At 41.8% G+C, this 21,266-nt stretch carries 18 protein-coding genes; 13 read left to right on the top strand and 5 right to left on the bottom strand.

The annotated features are described in order from the left end of the window. The first annotated feature begins 77 nt into the window (after positions 1 to 77). The 3 genes from OCU30_RS09845 to rimI all read left to right on the top strand — a co-directional run bounded on the left by OCU30_RS09845 (position 78) and on the right by rimI (position 1,513). Entirely contained in the window at positions 78 to 569 is a 492-nt protein-coding gene (locus OCU30_RS09845; RefSeq protein ID WP_077315701.1) for a GNAT family N-acetyltransferase, read from the top strand. A gap of 72 nt (positions 570 to 641) precedes the next feature. Beyond that, positions 642 to 1,049: a DNA polymerase III subunit psi gene (locus OCU30_RS09840; RefSeq protein ID WP_077315700.1), complete on the top strand. Its 408-nt coding sequence runs from the start codon at positions 642 to 644 to the stop codon at positions 1,047 to 1,049. Continuing rightward, entirely contained in the window at positions 1,046 to 1,513 is a 468-nt protein-coding gene (rimI, locus tag OCU30_RS09835) for a ribosomal protein S18-alanine N-acetyltransferase (protein ID WP_077315699.1), read from the top strand. The genes OCU30_RS09840 and rimI overlap by 4 nt, the downstream gene beginning before the upstream one ends. Here the strand turns inward: rimI and OCU30_RS09830 are convergent. Next, positions 1,488 to 3,515: an EAL domain-containing protein gene (locus OCU30_RS09830; protein ID WP_077315698.1), complete on the bottom strand. Its 2,028-nt coding sequence runs from the start codon at positions 3,513 to 3,515 to the stop codon at positions 1,488 to 1,490. The two genes, rimI and OCU30_RS09830, sit on opposite strands and share 26 nt — an antisense overlap. 197 nt (positions 3,516 to 3,712) lie before the next feature. Between OCU30_RS09830 and prfC the strand changes: the two genes are divergently transcribed. Continuing rightward, positions 3,713 to 5,302 carry a peptide chain release factor 3 gene (prfC, locus tag OCU30_RS09825; protein ID WP_077315697.1) on the top strand — a complete coding sequence of 530 codons (1,590 nt, stop codon included), beginning with the start codon at positions 3,713 to 3,715 and terminating at the stop codon, positions 5,300 to 5,302. A gap of 77 nt (positions 5,303 to 5,379) precedes the next feature. Here prfC and srmB read toward each other — a convergent pair whose 3' ends face one another. Together srmB and OCU30_RS09815 are read right to left on the bottom strand one after the other, a co-directional pair. Next, positions 5,380 to 6,615 (bottom strand): ATP-dependent RNA helicase SrmB, encoded by a 1,236-nt coding sequence (srmB, locus tag OCU30_RS09820; RefSeq protein WP_077315696.1) that lies wholly within the window; start codon positions 6,613 to 6,615, stop codon positions 5,380 to 5,382. An 86-nt stretch (positions 6,616 to 6,701) separates the two neighbouring features. Then, entirely contained in the window at positions 6,702 to 7,412 is a 711-nt protein-coding gene (locus tag OCU30_RS09815) for a tRNA1(Val) (adenine(37)-N6)-methyltransferase (RefSeq protein WP_162494408.1), read from the bottom strand. 309 nt (positions 7,413 to 7,721) lie between these two features. Between OCU30_RS09815 and brnQ the strand changes: the two genes are divergently transcribed. The 5 genes from brnQ (at position 7,722) to OCU30_RS09790 (ending at position 14,293) form a co-directional block, all read left to right on the top strand. Beyond that, a complete protein-coding gene (brnQ, locus tag OCU30_RS09810; RefSeq protein WP_077315695.1) occupies positions 7,722 to 9,032 on the top strand; it encodes a branched-chain amino acid transport system II carrier protein in 1,311 nt (436 codons plus the stop codon). Between the two features lie 250 nt (positions 9,033 to 9,282). Then, a protein-coding gene (gene prfB, locus OCU30_RS09805) for a peptide chain release factor 2 (protein WP_139343503.1) occupies positions 9,283 to 10,381 on the top strand; the annotation gives its coding sequence in 2 pieces (ribosomal slippage) (positions 9,283 to 9,357 and positions 9,359 to 10,381; 1,098 coding nt in all). A gap of 34 nt (positions 10,382 to 10,415) precedes the next feature. After that, entirely contained in the window at positions 10,416 to 11,948 is a 1,533-nt protein-coding gene (lysS, locus tag OCU30_RS09800) for a lysine--tRNA ligase (protein ID WP_077315694.1), read from the top strand. A 235-nt stretch (positions 11,949 to 12,183) separates the two neighbouring features. Beyond that, positions 12,184 to 13,521: a cyclic-di-GMP-binding transcriptional regulator VpsR gene (gene vpsR, locus OCU30_RS09795; protein WP_077315693.1), complete on the top strand. Its 1,338-nt coding sequence runs from the start codon at positions 12,184 to 12,186 to the stop codon at positions 13,519 to 13,521. A 517-nt stretch (positions 13,522 to 14,038) separates the two neighbouring features. Further along, positions 14,039 to 14,293 carry a hypothetical protein gene (locus OCU30_RS09790; RefSeq protein ID WP_077315692.1) on the top strand — a complete coding sequence of 85 codons (255 nt, stop codon included), beginning with the start codon at positions 14,039 to 14,041 and terminating at the stop codon, positions 14,291 to 14,293. Positions 14,294 to 14,336: 43 nt separating this feature from the next. Here OCU30_RS09790 and OCU30_RS09785 read toward each other — a convergent pair whose 3' ends face one another. After that, positions 14,337 to 15,371: an NADP(H)-dependent aldo-keto reductase gene (locus tag OCU30_RS09785; protein ID WP_077315691.1), complete on the bottom strand. Its 1,035-nt coding sequence runs from the start codon at positions 15,369 to 15,371 to the stop codon at positions 14,337 to 14,339. A gap of 202 nt (positions 15,372 to 15,573) precedes the next feature. Next, complete coding sequence (mutH, locus tag OCU30_RS09780; protein ID WP_077315690.1) at positions 15,574 to 16,242, bottom strand: DNA mismatch repair endonuclease MutH; 669 nt, start codon at positions 16,240 to 16,242, stop codon at positions 15,574 to 15,576. 602 nt (positions 16,243 to 16,844) lie between these two features. On the opposite strand from mutH, the gene rppH reads away from it, so the two are divergent. From rppH to lgt, 4 genes are read left to right on the top strand one after another with little or no spacing between them, the layout of a single operon-like run. Next, entirely contained in the window at positions 16,845 to 17,363 is a 519-nt protein-coding gene (gene rppH, locus OCU30_RS09775) for an RNA pyrophosphohydrolase (protein WP_077315689.1), read from the top strand. Between the two features lie 8 nt (positions 17,364 to 17,371). Further along, the gene (ptsP, locus tag OCU30_RS09770) at positions 17,372 to 19,615 is read left to right on the top strand and encodes a phosphoenolpyruvate--protein phosphotransferase (protein WP_077315688.1); all 2,244 of its coding nucleotides are present in this window, start codon (positions 17,372 to 17,374) and stop codon (positions 19,613 to 19,615) included. An 8-nt stretch (positions 19,616 to 19,623) separates the two neighbouring features. Then, complete coding sequence (locus OCU30_RS09765) at positions 19,624 to 20,418, top strand: sulfite exporter TauE/SafE family protein (protein ID WP_077315687.1); 795 nt, start codon at positions 19,624 to 19,626, stop codon at positions 20,416 to 20,418. Between the two features lie 31 nt (positions 20,419 to 20,449). After that, entirely contained in the window at positions 20,450 to 21,265 is an 816-nt protein-coding gene (gene lgt, locus OCU30_RS09760; RefSeq protein ID WP_077315686.1) for a prolipoprotein diacylglyceryl transferase, read from the top strand. Position 21,266: the final 1 nt, after the last annotated feature.

Here is a 21,266-nt window from a genome sequence, read left to right as displayed (position 1 = left end):
GCAGAGTTTACTTTCCCTATGGGGATATTTAAGGCATAAAACGATGTTTATACTCAATCCTATTTCAGAGGTTATGAATGCTAATACGTACTGAAGCTCCCGCCGATATTCTATTTATCAAACAGTTACTCTCATCAATATTTTCTTCTAGCGAAGAAGTGTCGTTGGTCACAACGCTTCGCGAAAATGGTCGCCGTACATTGTCCCTAGTGGCGTGTACTGATGAAGGTGAAAAAATAGGCTATATAATGTTTAGCCCACTGATTGTTAATGGGGAAGATAGCCACTGGCAAGTCATTTCGCTTGTGTGCATAGATGAACAATACCGAGGTCAAGGTTTAGCGACTCAGTTAGTAAAAGAAGGATTAAATTCATTAATTGAATTCGGTTATCCTGGCTGTGTGGTAGCCGATAACTCCTCTTTTTGGCAAAAATTAGGTTTTCGCCATGTTACGTTAGATTTTTCGAAAAAATTGCAGATTTTTAGTTTTAATGAACAACCCTTTCCTCAGGGCGACTTATCGTTTGGCGACGAATTTGATGGTTTAGCATTGGCGCAAATGCGTTAATGTTTTGCTTTACTTGAGCGAGTGTCAGCATATTTGCTAGCATACGTGTCCACTCTAAATAGAACATATATTATGTCACAGTCGTTTGGTTCGTATTTACATGAAATGGGCATTCAACCATGGGAGCTTATACATCCCGAACGAATGCTCGGTGTGCAATCCGCTAAGTTAGAATTGCCTCAAAAGTGTTGTCTACTTTTGGTGACGGATAAAGCGCTTAGAGACGCTGATTTGTCTTTTTTTGAACGGATTCTTGCGACTTTTGATGTAACGTTAGATCAGGTTTGCAGAGTAACACCGGATAACTTCGTTTTAGTTGAGCTGTCGACGATTGAGTGGGTATGGTTTGCAGGCTGTTCTGCTCAGCAGCATAACCTAAGTAAACAGCTTATTTCTCCTTATGTTGAAGAGATAAATGGTAACACCCAGCATCGCCGAGAGTTGTGGCAGCAAATTTGTGCTTACAGAGGTCAGCAATGAACATTCAGATATTACCTTTTCAAGATGAATATATTGATGATATCTGGGAAATTGAGCAAAAATCACATGCTCATTGTTGGCAAATGATGTCGATATTTGCTTGGCAGAGCCCGATGCAGTGTAACCAAGTGCTTTTGGTTGACGGTCACGTTGTAGGATATTATTACGCGCAAAATGTGGTCGGGGAAATATCGCTGCTGAATATTGCCATAGAGCCAAGTTATCAAGGTAAAGGTCTTGGTCGGCGCTTACTAAACGGGTTGATTGATGCTGCTCAGCAGCAGGCAAGCACTATTTTCCTAGAGGTCAGGGAAAGTAATGTGGCCGCTATTCATTTATACCGTAAAGTTGGCTTCATAGAACAAGGTCGCCGCAAGAATTATTATCCTACCGAAACTGGTAGGGAAGCGGCTGTAATTATGTCCTATGATTTATCGACTACTGAGACGTCGGTGCATAGCTAACTTGACTAAATCGTTCTCGTAACATTTCTTCAGGGAGAGGCTTATCAAAAAAGTACCCTTGGAAGTGCTCACACTGCATACTTAATAAGGTGTTTAACTCATGTTGGTTTTCTACACCTTCAGCTATTACGTCAATGTTAAGCCTTTGTGCGATAATAATCATAGTATCGACAATAGCTTGTGAACTATTGCTTTCATGTAGGTTAGTAATGAAAGAGCGATCGATTTTTAGTCCATTGATATCAAGATATTTCAAATAGCGTAGTGAGGAATAGCCCGTACCAAAATCATCGATTGAAAAATAGAGTCCATGCTCTTTGAGCTGACTCATCTTGTCACGAGCACCGTCGACATTTTCGAGCAGAAGATTTTCCGTGATTTCTAGTTCAATATTCTCTCCCGAAATATTGGCATCGCTTAACGCTGTTTTGACCAACTCAACAAAGGACTCTTGTGCAAACTGGAGTGGACTAATGTTGATGGCTAACCGCTTAAAATGCTCGGGTAATACGCCATCATCGCGCCACTGGGCATATTGATGGCATGCCGTTGTCAGTATCCAGTTACCAATATCAATGATTTGTCCGGTTTCTTCTGCTACAGGCATGAAGATACCAGGTGGCAGCATGCCACGTGTCGGATGGTTCCAACGTACCAGGGCTTCGACGCCGATAATATGGTTGTGCTTGTTAACCTGAGGTTGATAGTAAAGCTCCAATTGGTGGTTTTTTACTGCATGATGCAACCCTTTCTCAATATCCATAAATGCGGCAATTTGCGATTGCATTTCAGGTAAGTAAAACCGATAAGGTTGCCGACTGCTTTTGGCTCTAAATAATGCGGTATCTGCCTGACGCAATACATCGATATTGCAATGCACGGTCTCATCGGGAAATAACGAGATACCAATACTGGCGGTGCAATATAATTGATGAGCATCGATCATATAAGGTTGCGATAGCTCACCTAATAAATCATTGACGATATGATCCACATTCGTTTGATCATAAGCGGGCAGTAGTACCGCAAATTCATCTCCACCAATACGTGCCACGGTATAGTTATAATGTGCCCATTCGTCTATACGTTGACCAACCGCAATAAGAAGCTTGTCACCGACAGTATGACCGAGAGAGTCGTTAATGGTTTTGAAACGATTTAAATTGAGGTAAAGCAGTGCACATTTCGTCCCTGTTTTCAAGCTCGTATCAATGGATTGGTTCAGCACCTTCATTAGCATGCTGCGGTTATTTAATTGAGTTAACGAGTCATAGTAGGCCAAATGATTTAACTGCTCGACAGCCTCTTCACGCTCAACCCACATGGAATAGAAGGTATTCGCCAGTGCTTTAAGTTCATTACTTCCTTTAAGTAGTGACGCTGGAAGTGGTGTTTTAGTGTTGTGTAGCTCTTGTACCCACTGGGTTAGTTGTACGATTGGTCTAGATAGTTTGACGTAGAAAAATGCCAGCAAGATTACCGTCAATAAACATGTTCTAAATAAATCGAATAAAAGCAACTTACAGTGATCGGCAATGAAGCTATCAGCTATTTTATTGGCGTGAATTTTAAAACTAAGTTGCCCAACGATCGTTTTAGAACCAGGTTGATGTAAAGGCGTAGAAAAGATGGATGATTCAGGTGTGATGTATTTAGCTAACCATTGGCTGAAATAAGAGTTATCAACTGATTCACGTTCTTTAGTGAATAAAATATCGTCAAAGTCATCTTTCAAACTCACTCTTTGAATTGCTGGGTCAGTCATCAAATTTGCCGCTATCTGCTCAGCTAATACTGGATTGAGTCGGTAAGCTGCTTGACTAGCCGTATTATAGTTTTGCATGAGCGTAAAACGATAATGTTCGGCAATACGTGTTTTCTCGTTATTCAGATCGAGAATTGTGTACTTAAGGCTGAAAACCACACCGAGTAGCATGGAAACGATAAATACAGTAAGTGCTTGTTTTGCAGCAAGTGACTGTCTAGTTTTGATGTTTGACATAAGCCTTTTTAGTTTAATTCAGACACTAGAAAATTATAGATGATAAACAAGAGTTCGCTGTAAAGTTTGGACTTTATTTACTAGATAAAGGCCTTTCAGTTGCTCAAAAGCCGAATATAGGGGAAAATACGCGGTAAATTCGAACCGAATACTTAGGGTGCTTTGGCAGCTTAGGTCATAAACAAGATTGGTTTTACATGTCGAACAGTGTATTAGTTAGCGAAGTCGCCAAGCGCCGTACTTTCGCGATCATCTCCCACCCGGATGCGGGTAAAACAACGATTACTGAAAAAGTCCTGTTATTCGGACACGCCATTCAAACTGCTGGATCAGTAAAAGGTCGTGGTTCGAGTAACCATGCTAAATCCGATTGGATGGATATGGAAAAAGAGCGTGGTATCTCGGTAACGACATCAGTGATGCAATTTCCTTATCATGATTGCCTTGTAAATCTATTAGATACTCCAGGACACGAAGACTTTTCTGAAGATACGTATCGTACACTAACGGCTGTCGACTCTTGTTTAATGGTGATCGATGCTGCAAAAGGTGTCGAAGATCGTACCCGTAAATTAATGGAAGTAACGCGCTTACGCGATACACCAATCATCACGTTCATGAACAAACTTGATCGTGATATTCGTGATCCAATGGAGCTTCTAGACGAAGTTGAAACAGAGCTGGGTATGATGTGCGCACCAGTATCATGGCCGATAGGCTGTGGTAAAGAGTTCAAAGGGGTATATCACATTCATCGTGATGAAGCGATTTTATACTCAACAGGACATGGTCATACCATTCAAGACGAACGCATTGTGAAAGGTCTTGATAATCCAGAACTAGATAATGCAGTAGGCGAAGAGCTTGCGATGCAACTGCGTGAAGAACTTGAACTGGTGATGGGGGCATCGAATGAATTTGATGAAGAGTTATTTTTATCTGGTGAATTGACTCCTGTCTTCTTTGGTACGGCATTAGGCAACTTTGGTGTCGATCATATGCTTGATGGCTTGACAGAGTGGGCGCCAGCGCCTCAACCTCGTGAAACAAACGAGCGTCAAGTTGAAGCGACAGAAGATAAGTTCAGTGGTTTTGTATTCAAGATTCAAGCAAACATGGATCCAAGACACCGCGACCGTATTGCCTTTATGCGTATTGTTTCTGGTACGTATAAACAAGGTATGAAAATGACCCATGTTCGTACCGGTAAGCAAGTCAGTATTTCCGATGCTGTAACGTTCATGGCAGGGGATCGTGCTCGAGCGGATGAAGCGATTGCAGGGGATATCATCGGGCTGCATAACCACGGAACCATCCAGATTGGTGATACTTTCACTCAAGGTGAGAACCATAAATTTGCTGGCATTCCTAACTTTGCACCGGAACTGTTCCGTCGTATTCGCCTGCGTGACCCATTAAAGCAAAAACAATTGCTCAAAGGGTTAGTACAGTTGTCAGAAGAAGGCGCCGTACAGGTATTTCGTCCATTACAAAACAATGACTTAATTGTTGGCGCGGTGGGTGTGCTGCAGTTTGACGTGGTGGTTGCTCGCTTAAAGTCTGAATACAATGTCGATGCGATGTATGAAGGGATTAACGTTGCTACCGCGCGCTGGGTTGAATGTGACGACGAGAAAAAGCTGGATGAATTCCAACGTAAAAACCAAAGTCATTTAGCATTAGATGGGAGTAATAATCTTAGCTATATTGCCCCGACTATGGTGAATTTAAACTTAGCGAAAGAGCGTTTTCCTGACGTTGATTTCCGGGCAACTCGCGAACATTAATCTCGACGATAGAAGCAAAAAACCGCTGAAAATTCAGCGGTTTTTTTATTACTAATGAAGTGATGGTGATTGATAAATTACTTCTTTTTAGCGGTTTTCTTTTTTGGCTTTGCTTTGGTTTTTGCTTTCGCTGGATCTTTTTTCTTTTTCTTCTTAAAGACTGATTTTTTATGCGTTGGGCGCATGTCTTTAATAAAACGTTCTTTGATATCTTCTTGAATATAGCGAGCGACCCTTTCAACCATTGGTTGATCGTGCGCTTCAACTAATGAAATAGCATTGCCTTTTTTACCTGCGCGAGCGGTACGCCCAATACGGTGTAAGTAGATGTCAGCAGTACGTGGCATATCAAAGTTAATCACGTGACTGATATCTGGCACATCAAGGCCGCGGGCCGCGACGTCGGTTGCTAATAATACATTAACTTCACCACTGCTAAAGCGTGAGATCGCATTATTACGACGATCTTGCGGCATTTCACCTTGGATCCATGCACACGCGATTTCCGCTTTATCCATTTCCGCACGTAATTCAGCAAGGCGCTCGCGTGTTTTGAGGAAAATGATGGTGCGTTCCGCTTGATTGATGAGGATATGCTTTAGTAACGCTAATTTGTGTGGCATGTTGTCAGCGCGATGATACCACTGAGAAATCTTTTTACGTTCACGACGAGATGGATCGGCATCAATCGTCGCAGGATCGCTGAGCAGATCTTCTGTGAATCCTTCAACGCCTTTCCCTTCTAACGTGGCAGAAAATAAGAGCGTTTGCTTACGCCAGCGACATTCATTAGATAAGCGATCGACAGCCGGGGCAAAGCCCATATCTAGCATGCGATCGGCTTCATCTAGTACGAGCCATTCGATCGCGCGGCAGTCAAAACGCTCAGCCTTGATGTACTCAAGAAGACGCCCAGGAGTCGCAACCACGATATCTTGCGTGTGTGCTAAAAGATCGGCGTGTTCTTGGTATTGAACACCACCTGTAATGGTGAAAATTTTAAAGTCCGTATTTTTCGCTAGGGCTTTAGCTTGTTCGGTAATTTGCATCGCCAATTCGCGGGTTGGCGTTAAGATCAACACTCGTGCTGGTCCTGGCTTACGGCGTGGGAAGTCCTGTAGATATTGCAGTGCAGGAATAACGAAGGCCGCCGTTTTTCCTGTTCCTGTTGGCGCCGATGCTAAGACATCTTTACCATCCAAGGCTTGGGGGATTGCTTCAGCTTGAATTTGAGTTGGGCGAGAAAAGCCCATTTCTTCGATTGCTTCAACAATGTTTGAGTCCAGTTCTAGGTCAGCAAAGGTTTTGATCACAGTGTCGTCTCCGCAGGGTATGGAATGCCCAGTAAAAATAAGTCGCACATTATAGGGGGATTCTGCCTCAGATCACATCTTAATTTCTACATCTTAAGATAAAAATCCCTTGTTAATGCTGTAAAGCATTGAGAATAAGAGCCTTTTTTTCTTATAACTAATTGTTCTAGTTGTGTTTCTACCGGTTCTCGAGTCAGTTCTAACATGATGCGAGAATGATTTTTTGTCTCGGTAGACGCCACTCGGCAACAGCGTTTTATAAACCAGCCAGTTTGCACCGCTTCTTGCATAAACTGTTCACCTTCAACGATTGGCAGGATGAAAGCCGCGTAACCGCGTAAATCTAAAACTTGCTCGCACTTGGCAAGCAAAGCCGAGTGGGAAAGGCTGGCGGTATGTCGTGCTTGCGCCCGTGAGATCTTCTCAGAGGAGGGGCCGGTATTAAAATAAGGTGGATTACATATAATCCCTGAAAATGTATTTTGATTTTCAAAGGTTAATATATTGTCTAAGTGTATGTGTAATCGTTTTGACCAAGGCGATTGATTAAAGTTATGTGATGCACAGTGAAATGCCTTGAGATCCAATTCAACGGCTTCAATGGACGCATCAGGGTGTCTTTGAGCACACATTAATGCGAGCAAGCCGCTGCCAGTACCAATATCTAATATGCACGATTGTGGTTCTTTTAATGCCCACGCCCCAAGTAACACGCCATCCGTGCTAATGGGCATGCCAATATCTGGTGGTGTTAATAAACTAAACTGCTTAAATTTAAAGATTTTTTCATTCATGATATGCAACTGTTTATATTATCCTAAAGATAATTTTAAGATAAATTATCTGACTTTATTGACTTGGTTGGGTGATTATTCTGATTGTTTTGAATGTGATATAGAATTGTTTTAGTTTTTTATGCTGATAATTTAGGTTTAATATAGTGTTTTTAACTGCCTTTTTGTTTGTTGTCTGGGTTAATATAGTGTTTATTGCCTAGGTGTTGCTAATTGTGCATGAATTCTTCATTATTCGCGCCAGATTGGGAGAATGTATCGACCCAACCCACCAAACACAATATCAAATCAATAAATAATTAAGGATTATCTGTGAATCAGCGTTTAAAATTAACAGATATTATTGCTATAGGCTTTATGCTTTTTGCGTTCTTTTTGGGCGCAGGTAATATTATTTTTCCACCACAAGCTGGACAGTTAGCGGGGCATAATTTGTTGCCTGCCATGAGTGGATTCTTGGCGACAGCCGTCGGTTTACCGTTAGCGGGGATTATTGCCGTTGCGATTGCTGGTGGTAGTTGGGGACACTTAACCAAAGATCTTCCGGTGAAAGTATCAACCGTTATTGCTAGCCTTATGTTTATTATCATTGGCCCTGCTTTTGCGGCACCAAGAACAGGGTTAGTCGCTTATGAGATGGGCGTAAAACCTTTGCTAAATAATCCAGGTGTATCGTCGCTTGCGATTTACTCTGTGGTATTTTTTGCGGTCGCGATGTTTTTTGCATGGTCGCAGGGCAAACTCATCGATATGATTGGTAAGCTACTGACACCAGTATTGTTTATTTGTTTAGCCATATTAGCGGTTGCGGTATTTATTGATCCTCAAGGTGGGTTAATGGCCGCACAGAAGCAATATGCGGTAGCGCCTTTTACTACGGGTTTTTTTGAAGGCTATAACACGATGGATACGTTCGCATCGTTAATGTTTGGCATTTTGGTTGTTGAAGGACTACGCAGTAAAGGTATTACTGATAAGAAAGCCACTACTAAGTACTTGATCAGTGCAGCATTTATTGCGGCTGCGGGCCTAGCGTTTGTTTATATTTCATTATTTTATCTAGGCGCAACAAGCTCAAGTATTGCAAGTGGAGCTGCTAACGGCGGTGATATATTAAGCCTATACACACAAGCGTTGTTTGGTGGATATGGTCAGGTTGTGCTATCGATCATTGTGACTTTGGCGTGCTTGACGACCGCGATTGGATTACTTTCTGCTGTTTCTGAATATTTCAGTGGTATCAGTCGCTTGTCTTATCATCAGTGGGTAGTGATCACTGGCGTGACGTGTGCCTTGGTGGCAAACGTTGGCTTGAATCAATTGATCTCGATTTCGATTCCAGTGTTGTTTGCTTTATACCCTGTCGCGATAGCATTGGTTGCGCTAGCATTTATTCGTCGTTATTTACCAAACCCGGTTTTAGCCTATCGTGCAGTTTTATCCGTCGCGTTTATTTTTGCGTTGTTTGATGCAGCCAAAGTATCAGGACTGGATGTTTCATGGTTAAGCTTTTTACCATTATTTGATAAAGGGTTAGGATGGTTAAGTCCTTCTTGTGTTGTTTTAATCGGCATGTTCTTTGTGGGGAAATCTGATACACAGAACACAAATACGACGCTGTAGCACCGAATCCTAATTAAGATGATGTCATAACGAAAGGCAGTGAGTTTTCACTGCCTTTTTTTGCGTTGACTCGTTTATTATGCTTGCAATAAAAACACCGTTTAGCGTGTCAATGAAACACGTTTTGCTGCTTATCAAAAAGTGGCGTTTACGCTGAGAGCAACGAATTACTGTGATTTTTTCCTGTATTCTGACGCGGTTTTTCAGTAGAATTCTCCGGTTAAATTCTATTCATAAGTACTAAATTAATATGTTTGAAATCAATCCAATTAAAACTCGTCTTCAGGATGTGTCAGAGCGCACAAATATCCTGAGGGGGTACCTTTGACTATGATGCGAAGAAAGAGCGTCTAGAAGAAGTCAATGCAGAATTAGAGCAACCCGATGTATGGAACGAACCTAAGCGAGCACAAGCGTTAGGCAAAGAGCGTTCAGCATTGGAAGCGATCGTGAATACGATAGTTCAACTTGATCAAGGGGTTGATGATGTTGAAGGGCTGCTAGAACTGGCAGTTGAAGCTGAAGATCAAGAAACTTTCGATGAGATTGAACCAGAATTAGCGGTTTTAGAAGCACAATTAGAAAAACTTGAATTTCGTCGTATGTTCTCTGGTGAGCAAGATGAAGCCGATTGCTATATTGATCTTCAATCGGGCTCTGGCGGAACCGAAGCCCAAGACTGGACCTCAATGTTGCTGCGTATGTATTTACGCTGGGCTGAAGCGAAAGGTTTCAAAGCTGAAGTGATTGAGGTTTCAGCAGGTGAAGTGGCTGGCTTGAAATCGGCAACAGTGCGTATTTCTGGTGAATATACTTACGGTTGGTTACGTACAGAAACGGGAGTTCACCGTTTAGTCCGTAAATCTCCGTTCGATTCAGGCGGTCGTCGTCATACCTCGTTTGCTTCTGCATTTGTTTATCCTGAGATTGATGACAATATTGAAATCGATATTAATCCAGCAGACTTACGTATTGATGTATACCGCGCTTCTGGTGCAGGTGGTCAGCACGTTAACACGACTGAATCGGCTGTTCGTATAACCCACTTACCAACCAACCTTGTGGTACAGTGTCAAAATGATCGTTCACAACATAAAAACAAAGACCAAGCGATGAAACAGTTGCGTGCGAAATTGTTTGAATACGAAATGCAGAAACAAAATGCTGAAAAACAAGCAAATGAAGATGCAAAATCAGATATCGGCTGGGGCAGTCAAATCCGTTCATACGTACTTGATGACTCGCGTATTAAAGATCTTCGTACAGGTGTTGAAAACCGTAATACACAAGCGGTTCTCGATGGTGATTTAGATAAATTTATTGAAGCTAGCCTTAAATCTGGCCTTTAAACTTTTTACCGACAAATAACAGGGTACATGCAAAATGACTGATGCTGTTCATAACGAAAAGAGCGAAGCTCAACTCGCGCAAGAAGAAAACAAACTGATTGCAGAACGTCGCAGTAAGCTAGAGCACATCCGTAAGGATTCTAAGGCGAACGGCCACCCAAATGACTTTCGTCGCGACAGCCTTGCCGGTGATCTTCAAAAAGAATTCGGTGAAAAAACCAAAGAAGAGCTAGCAGAGTTAAACCATGTCGTTGCGATTGCAGGGCGAGTCATGGCAAAACGTGGTCCATTCATCGTATTACAAGAAACCACAGGTCGTATTCAAGCTTACGCATCAAAAGATGTGCAAAAAGAATTGAAAGAAAAATATCAAGGCTTGGATATTGGCGACATCATCGGTGTGAAAGGTACGCTAGATAAATCTGGTCGTGGTGATCTTTATGTTCATATGACTGAATATGAACTGTTAACCAAAGCATTACGCCCATTACCTGAAAAGTTTCATGGTCTAACTGACCAAGAAATGCGTTACCGCCAGCGTTACGTTGATCTTATAGTGAATGATGATTCTCGCCAAGCGTTTATTATCCGTTCTAAGTTGGTCAGCGCTATCCGTCAATTTATGTCATCACATGGCTACTTAGAAGTTGAAACGCCAATGATGCACGCCATTCCTGGCGGTGCAACGGCGCGTCCATTTATTACTCATCATAACGCATTAGATATTGAAATGTATCTGCGTGTTGCGCCTGAGTTGTACTTGAAGCGTTTGGTTGTTGGCGGCTTTGACCGGGTGTTTGAAATCAACCGTAACTTCCGTAATGAGGGTTTATCGGTTCGTCATAATCCAGAATTTACTATGATGGAGTTCTATCAGGCTTACGCGGATTATAAAGATCTGATGAACTTAACTGAAGAGATGCTCAGCCATGCAGCGCAAAGTGTATTGGGTTCTACATCAGTACAATATGGTGACGAAGTTGTTGAGTTTGGTGGCACATATGCACGTTTGAGCATGTTAGATGCTATTAAGCAATACAACCCAGAACATGTGGATATTCAAGCGCTCGATAACGACAAAGTACAAGACCGTGACACTATGGTCAGTATTGCGAAATCCGTTGGTGTTGAAGTTGAATCATTCTGGACGTGTGGTCAATTGCTAGAAGAGATTTTCGGTGAAACCGCTGAGCCTCAATTAATCCAGCCGACTTTCATCACAGGTTACCCAGCTGATATTTCCCCATTGGCACGCCGTAGCGACGATAATCCATTCTTCACTGATCGTTTTGAATTTTTCATTGGTGGGCGTGAAGTCGCTAATGGTTTCTCAGAATTGAATGATGCAGAAGATCAAGACGCACGTTTTAAAGCGCAAGTGGCCGCTAAAGACGCGGGAGATGATGAGGCGATGTTCTATGACGCTGACTATATTACCGCTTTAGAGCATGGCTTACCGCCAACGGCAGGACAAGGTATTGGTATTGATCGTCTGGCGATGTTATTTACCAATTCTCATACAATTCGTGATGTTATTTTGTTCCCAGCAATGCGTCCTCAGCATTAAGTCGAATTAGCCTCATAAAAAAAAACCGCCAAATTGGCGGTTTTTTTATTTACCATACGGTATTCTAGTGTTTGTACAATTGAGTATTGTTAAATATTTTAAAATGGATAAACACAAATTGCCGACTAATCTTAAAAATGAGACAGACTCAAATCAAAAGTCTCGTTATTGTAGCGAGGCCTGTGTAATGCCGAAAGTCACGCAGCAATTTGAGGTTAGATAAGGAAGCGGGTACATGGGAACACAATTTCGTATGGATTCAAAGTCAGGATCATTGATTCTCGTTGGGGGAACGTATGAGCCATGGCTATCAGTATTAGAGCAAGCCGGTTGGAATGGACAGCTGTGCTCTGATCTTCGTAAAGCTGATGTCTTATTTAGTGAGACAGGGCCATGTATTGGCATTATTGATTTAAGTAACGATGAATTCAGTCTTAATGGTATCGCTAATTTAGTCAGTAATCATAAGCACGTACGTTGGTTAGCCTTTATTCGTGAGGCGCAATTATCGTCAGATACGATTTGCCAATTTATAGTCAATTTTTGTATTGATTTTTTCACCGCTCCCATTCCTGATGCTCAGTTATTAAGTACAATTGGCCATCAGCTGGGTATGTTAAAGCTTGAAAAAAGAGTATGGCCTAATTTTGGTCAAACGAATGATTTAGGCCTGATTGGTGATTCAGATACATTGAAAAAGCTGCGTGAGCAGGTCAAACGTATCGGCCCAACAGATGTCACCATGCTATTATGCGGTGAATCTGGTGTAGGAAAAGAGCGTGTAGCGCGAGCGATTCATCAAACATCTTCTCGTGCTCAAAAGCCATTTATTTCTGTTAATTGCCGCGCAATGTCAGAAAAACGCCTTGAAAGTGCATTATTTGGAATTGAGAGTGAGACTGACGAAGAGATTATGTCTCTACAAGCTGATGGTGGGACTTTGTTATTAAATGACATTGTCACGCTACCAAAACGTCAACAGTTAAATTTACTTAAATTTCTCCAAGAAGGATGCATTGAAACAAGGCAAGGCACGCGTGAGGTCGATGTGCGTATACTTGCCTCTAATTCATCAGATATTGAAAAGGCGCTGTTATCGGGCGATTTTTCTGAAGAACTTTATCATTATATTAATGTGTTGCGCATTAACGTGCCAAGCTTAAGAGAGCGTTCTAGTGATATTAGTGCTTTGGCTCAACACTTTTTGCAAGTGTATTCTAAAGAGTATAATGCTCGCGCAAGAAGTTTTTCTGAAGATGCGTTAAAGGCGCTGTCTGAGTATACTTGGCCTGGTAATATTCGTGAATTAATGAACTTAATTAAGCGTAGTGTATTACTGTCAGAAACAGTCATGCTTTATGAAGCTGATCTCGGCTTGCCCAAGCGTGTGGCTAAAAAGCAAAGTTTAAAAACTATTCGAGAAAACTCTGAACGTGAAGCGATATTAATGGTCTTGGAGTCGAATGGGGGGCAGGTATCGCATGCGGCAAAAGAATTGGGGATATCGCGTGCGACTATGTATCGTTTATTAAATAAGCATCAATTAATCTCTGATACGCATTATACGTTATAGATATCTATTTCTAATGCACGTTAACGGTATATATAACTGAAAATAGAGAAAACACTCGGAATAAATTCGTTTTTACCGAGTGTTTTTTATTTTTACCAGAGTATTTATGCCTTTTAAATTATTATACATAATGTCACTTGATTCATATGATTAATCGGGTACTATTTATACATCAGATTTAATATCTGATTAACATTTACTTGGACTAATTTTTTGCTAGGAGGCACACAATGCTAATGAATATTGCAAGCGCATCTGCTGTGTCTATGTCGGTATGCACCGATACCTGTGGCGGACTAATGGTATGTTTCCATTAAAAACCACAATAAGCAAACCCTCTAATTAGTCCGTAACCTCAAGCAGGCTGCGGAAGGGCAGCATGTATTGAGGATAAACCCCTCTATTCATATCTATACGGCTTTACGTATTTATCGTATGCTTAAGTGAGCATTACTTTAAGTAAGTATCGTTATATGGCTGCCTATTTTTCAGCTTTACTGAATCATAGGAAATTATTATGTCTCAATCTTTATATTTAAAAGTAGCTGTATTGCTCGTTCGTGCGGATATTCGTTTAGAGCAGCGTCGTTGGCAAAGTCAAATACGTAAACAAGCTCAACATCTGCCATTTATGACGGACTTTTTGCTGCGTGATATTGGCTTTGATCGATCTGGCTATGTATTAACAATGCACACCCGACCAGAATCAGCAAAAATTGAGCGTCGTTTGTATCACATTCGCCGTATTATATCGTCGCGAATACTGACGTAATTTGCTCGGGCCAGTGACGAGTGTCACTGGCCCGATAAAACAGTTACGGACAAGGATTAGAATATAAAGTCGCGATACCTTCTATTTTTTGTAGAAGCTCATCACTTAATACGATATCTAAGCTATCAATATTCGCTTTCAATTGCTCTAACGAAGTTGCGCCAATGACATTACTCCCGACAAATGGACGTTGGTTTACAAAAGCTAGCGCCATTTGTGCTGGGTCTAAACCATATTCGAGTGCAAGATCAACATACGCTTGTGTCGCTTTCATGCCTTGCGGAGTGAAATAGCGTTTAAAACGTTCGTATAATGAACACCTTGCGCCGTTTGGACGAGCACCATTAAGGTATTTACCACTTAAAATACCAAACGCCATCGGGGAATAAGCAAGCAGTTTAATGCCTTCTTGATGCGTAATTTCAGACAGACCGATTTCGAAAGAACGATTGAGCAGATTGTATGGATTTTGAATTGACGCCATTTTAGGGAGATCGTGTTTATCCGCTAAATGTAAATAATTCATCAAGCCCCAAGGCGTTTCATTAGACACACCGATTGAGCGGACTTTTCCTGCTTTAACTAAGTCGTTCATTGCTTCCAATGTCTCGAGTAAGCAGACAGTACTTTTTTCATTGGGGTAAGGATAGCTTAGCGTTCCAAAGGTATTCGTTACTCGCTGTGGCCAATGTAATTGATACAGATCGATATAATCGGTTTTTAAACGGCGTAGGCTATCATCAATAGCTTGATGAATATTACGGTGATCCAATGCCATATTATCTCGAATATGGGGGACGTTACGTGGGCCAGCGACTTTCGTGGCTAAAATGATTTTTTCACGTTTACCTGATTTCTCAATCCAGTTACCGATAAATGCTTCCGTTGAACCTTGAGTTTCAGGTTTAGGGGGAACAGGATACATTTCAGCAGTGTCAATCAAATTGATCCCACGTTCTAGTGCATAATCTAATTGTTGGTAAGCCTCTGCTTGCGTGTTTTGTTCGCCAAAGGTCATGGTGCCTAAAGCAATTTTACTCACTTCTAAATTTGAATTTGCTAGTTTGGTATACTGCATAACACTCCCTTGTCAGTGCGAATCGTGTATGAATGAAATTATCGTCGCACATCAAACCTATCTTATTGAAGTCATTCTGTGTTTATGAAGACTTCTTCGATCCTATTTGTTGCTCACTATAAGCGAATCGTTATGATAAAAGGAATACAAACATAACTTGAATTGGATCTTTGGCACATTTACTTGAAAAATAAACGACCAGTTAACAGGCGTAATAGCGTTGCAGTATTTGGGCGGTAAATTGGGTTCGCAGGTAAAAACCTCTTGGGAGAGTTTTTATTGGTTTACCTTGTTGGCCATAGGCTTCCGTCAAGGCTTTCCCATTGGCAGCTTTTGGCCTTAGTTGCATGACTTCACCATGCCGTGCGCTAATTTGCGAAAACTTTCCTAATACAATCAATTCCATCAGCTCTTCCCAATCCGCTTTTAACTGCGCATCTTCTTCTTGCGAAGGGCTCCAAATTAGAGGTGAACCGACGCGGCGCTCAGCCAACGGAATTTCTCTTTCTCCTTGGACGGGAACCCATAATACGCGTGATAGTTTATTTCTCACATGACTGGTTTCCCAAGTGATACCATGGATTCCAGTTAATGGTGCAACACAAACAAACGTCGTTTCTAACGGTAATCCGCTATGGCTAATCGGAATACTTTTGAGTTCAATGCCTAATGACTCGAAATCTTGCTGGGGTTTGCTGCCAGCGGTTGCACCTAAGTGCCACTCGAGTAGTTGCCCAACCCAGCCTTTATCTTTACGTAGATCTGGCGGAACACTAAAGCCGGCTTCTTTTGCTAGTTCAGCAAAAGTTAGGCCTGCAATGGCGCGAGCACGGAGTAAAAGTTCTTGTTCGGTATTTGGTTCTGGTTTCATGGCTAGCAGTATACTTTATCAATCGAAGTCTTGATGCAGGGATCCTACACCAAAGCGATGATCGGTGCAGAAGATCTTCATGCACATTTTATCCACAGATAAAGGCGGTTGATAATTTGTTGCACAAACTACTGTGTAGATAAACAGGGTGATATGCGTAATAAAAACCACGACTTGCGTGTGATTTAAACGGAGTGTGGTGTCTATGTGTGGATAACCCTATATCTGGTGGATCTTTAATCAATTTAAAAAGTGGGTTGATCTTTTTTTATACACAAACAAAAATTATGCGTATATTTTTATTTAACTTTTTGTTTTACATTGATTTTATATTAAGATTAAAACAATTAACGCAGGATCTTTTTTGTTCGCTTTGATGTTTTTTTAAACGAGATAGACGCTTCTTCACACACTTATTCACAGAAAACGTGAATAAATGTGCGCTAGTTCGCAAATAATTGTTGATAAGTTAAATATGACGACTTTTTAAAGAAATATGGCCTGTTGGGCATAAATATCGTCTGAATCACACTAGTACATTTGCTCCTATTGGGGATATGTGGAAAAATCAGGTTAATTAAGAATATTTTAGAGGTTTGCCAGTGATAGATGGCGATGGTTATCGACTCAATGTCGGTATCGTAATATGCAACAACCATGGTCAAGTATTCTGGGCGAAACGATACGGACAGCACTCATGGCAATTTCCTCAAGGAGGCATTGATGATGGTGAAACGCCAGAACAAGCCATGTATAGAGAGCTTTATGAGGAAGTCGGTTTAACAAAAAAGGATGTGAAAGTCATCTCGACCAGTCGTCATTGGTTAAGATACAAATTACCCAAACGATTGGTTAGATGGGATTCTCAACCTGTGTGTATCGGGCAAAAACAGAAATGGTTTTTACTGCGTCTGGAATGTGATGAGTCTAAGATAAATATGCAGCGTGGAATATCACCAGAATTCGACGGATGGCGCTGGGTCAGCTATTGGTATCCAGTAAGGCAAGTTGTGTCGTTTAAACGTGATGTGTACCGCCGGGCCATGAAAGAATTTGCTGCAATCGCGATGCCGTTTAAGGAGCGTCGCTCGAAAGGGCGACGTAAACAAAGAAGAGGTTAACAATTCATATGCTTGCTCAGCTAAGAGAGATAGTGGAACAAGTTTCAAAAGTCGATGATGTTTATGAAGCATTAAATACTTTTGTTCGGCAGACGTGCGCGGCTATAGGCACCGATTGCTGTACTGTCTATTTAGCGAATGAAGAGCATCAAAGACTAGAGTTGATGGCCACTCAAGGTTTGCAGTTTAAAGGCGATAAAATTCATATTGGCTTTGATGAGGGGTTAGTGGGGTTTGTGAAACGCACGGCAGAGCCGTTAAACGTTGCTGAAGCTTATAAGCACCCTCATTTTAAGTACTTTAAGAAATTAGGCGAGGAAGTGTATAACGCATTTCTTGCCACTCCGATTATCCATCGTAAACAAGTATTGGGCATTCTTGTTGTACAACAGAAAACCCCACGTTTGTTTAGTGAAATGGAAGTCTCTTTTTTAATCACATTGGCTGCGCAATTAGCCGTCATTGTGACCCATGCGCAAACGCAGGGGCAGTGGTTGCTTTCTAAGCAGCGTACAGTGAATGGGATTCCTGCCTCGTCAGGTGTGGCGATTGGTGAGTTTTGGTTTGATAATACTCAGCCGAGATTGTCTGATGTGGCTCCCGCATCCTCGGTGAATGTCGAACGTGAACAAGAATGGCTCTCTTTAGCCATAGAAAGAGCACTTGCTGATTTTCGAAAAATGCGTAAAAAATTAGATAGTGAGATCCACAAAGATGCTCTGGCTATTTTTGATTTATTTACGCACTTACTAAACGACCCGATTCTTAGAAAAGAATTGAAAGAACATATTCAGCAAGGGGATCGTGCCGATTGGGCTTTACGCCAAGTAATTGAATCTTATTCCAATCGTTTTGCTTGTATGTCTGATGGGTATCTTAAAGAGCGTGCTCATGATGTGCGTGAGTTAGGGCAGCGCTTATTGTATTTTCTCTATAATACAGAAAAAGAGCAGCAGCATTTAGATAAACCGATCATCTTAGTGGTGCGTGAGCTTAGTGCGTCACTATTAGCGACCTTACCGAAAGATAAGCTGCTGGCGGTCGTCTCCTTAGAAGGTGCTGCGAATTCTCACGCGGCGATTTTATCTCGCGCTTTAGGCATTCCGGCTATTGTTGGCGTCAAGATCAACCTTAATGATATTAACGGGCGTCGTGGTATCGTCGATGGTTATAGTGGCGCATTGTTTATTTCTCCGAACCGCCAATTATTACGTGAATATAAAATCCTCGCGAATGAAGAGCGAGCGTTAGCAAAAGTCGTTAATGACCGTATTTTTGAACCCGCCGTTACTCTTGATGGGCAGCGTATAGAGTTAATGTTAAATGCTGGCTTGAGTGGTGAAAGTCATTTAGTCCCCAATCAAGCCGTGGATGGTATTGGTTTATACCGCACCGAAATCTCTTTTTTAATGCAGCAACGTTTTCCGTCAGAAGAAGAGCAAGTCGCCCTCTATCATTCGGTGTTAACGGCTTATAGTGATAAATCAGTCGTGATGAGAACTTTGGATGTGGGGGGAGATAAGCCCTTGCCGTATCTTCCCATCGAAGAGGATAACCCTTTCCTTGGTTGGCGTGGCATTCGTTTTACGTTAGATCACCCAGATATCTTTTTGATCCAGATGCGCTCTATGCTAAAAGCCAGCGCAGAGACAAAAAATTTATCGATCATGCTACCAATGATTTCCTGCGTAAAAGAATTAGATGATGCGTTACGTCTGTTGAATCAAGCATTCAATGATGTCAGTGCCAACGATCCCAATATTACTTGGCCGTCGGTTGGGATTATGTTGGAAGTTCCTTCAATGTTGTACCTCTTGCCAGATATTGCAGATAAAATCGATTTTGTTTCTGTGGGTACTAATGATTTAACTCAGTATTTGCTCGCGGTTGATCGTAATAATACGCGAGTCGCGGATGTGTATGATTCTATGCATCCGGCAGTGATTAGAGCGCTTGACCAGATCCAAACTTTTTGCCGGCAATATGACATGCCAGTTTGTGTCTGTGGTGAGCTTGCCGGGGATCCGATGGGAGCATTACTACTGACAGGCTTAGGTTTTACTTCTCTGAGTATGAATCCTTCCAACATAGCCCGCGTAAAGTATTTACTCCGTCACTCCTCTTTCGATGATTTAAAAAAATTAGCACAATCGAGTTTACTTCAATCATACGGTAACGATATTTATATTATGATGCGCACATACTTTGAAGATAACGGCTTTGCAGGATTCATTCGAGCTGGTAATAAATAGGGTAAAATGTGAGTATTGAATTATTGATTGTGCTGCTGATAGTAGGCGCATTTGTTGGGCTTCTCGCTGGCTTACTAGGCATCGGAGGAGGGCTTGTTGTTGTTCCAGCCTTAATGTTTATACTGCCATATGCTGGAATTTCTGAAAAAATTGTCATACAGCTTGCATTAGCGACGTCGCTTGCGACTATTATTGTGACGTCGGCCTCTTCAGCATTAAGCCACTTTAAGTTAGGCAATGTCGATTTTTACGCGGTAAAGTGGTTGATGCCTGGCGTGATTGGCGGCGGTTTTTTGGGAGCGACGATTGCCGATTGGATACCCAACCAATATTTACCTAAAATATTTGGCGTAATTGTGCTTTTACTCGCCATCAAGATGTACCTCTCGATTAATACACAATCGAAAGGTGCGCTGCCAAGCGCAATCATTACGACATTGTGGGGAGGTGGCATTGGTATTATATCCAGTTTGGCTGGAATCGGTGGGGGGTCGTTATCTGTGCCATTTTTGAATCGTCATGGCGTAGAAATGCGTAAAGCGGTCGGTTCCTCATCCATTTGTGGTTTTGTCATTGCTTTATCGGGTATGGTGGGGTTTATTGTGCACGGTTTTGCAGTGAAAGGTTTACCTCAATACAGCATAGGATATGTATACTTACCTGCATTATTCGCGATTGCTTCAACATCAATATTTACCACACGTATTGGCGCTAAATTGGCCGTGCGTTTATCAACATCCACACTTAAAAAAGTGTTTTCTATTTTTCTCATGTTTGTTTCGGCAAGCATGTTATTGCATTAGTAAACAATAAAAACGTTAAGAGAAGCTCATTATGTCGCAAGGCTACTTTCATTTCCCTGATTTTGATCCAATTCTAGTGTCCATTGGACCTGTTGCAATTCGTTGGTACGGTTTGATGTACCTTCTCGGTTTTCTCTTCGCGATGTGGTTAGCCAATCGCCGAGCAGATAAACCAGGCAGTGGATGGAACCGAGACCAAGTCTCTGATTTATTATTCGCCGGTTTTCTTGGTGTTGTGATTGGTGGGCGTATTGGCTATGTCTTATTTTATAACCTCGATCTCTTTTTAGCTAACCCTCTGTATTTATTCGAAGTGTGGACGGGGGGCATGTCTTTTCATGGTGGTTTGCTTGGCGTTATTACCGCGATGTTCTTGTATGGGCGTAAACATAATCGCTCATTCTTTAGTATTGCGGATTTTGTCGCCCCATTGGTTCCTTTTGGGTTAGGAGCGGGCCGTCTAGGTAATTTCATTAATGGTGAACTATGGGGACGCGTTACGGACGTGCCATGGGCGATGATTTTTCCTGGTGGTGGTCCTGTTCCTCGTCATCCATCCCAACTGTATGAATTTTTGTTAGAAGGGGTTGTGCTATTAATTGTACTGAATATCTTTGTACGTAAATCGCGACCTTTAGGCTCGGTATCTGGTCTCTTTCTTATGCTCTATGGTATATTCCGCTCCTTTGTTGAATTCTTCCGTCAACCAGATCCACAACTTGGCTTGTTTGATGGGGTGATCTCAATGGGACAAATCTTATCAATACCAATGATCCTTATTGGCTTGTTATTGATTGTTTGGTCCTATAAACGCGGTGTCTACAAAGACAGTGTTATTCAGAAGTAAG

The sequence above is a fragment of the Vibrio palustris genome (assembly GCF_024346995.1).
GTDB lineage: Bacteria > Pseudomonadota > Gammaproteobacteria > Enterobacterales > Vibrionaceae > Vibrio > Vibrio palustris.
The sequence above is the reverse complement of the archived record's forward strand: the minus strand, read 5'-3'. Positions and strand labels throughout refer to the sequence as shown.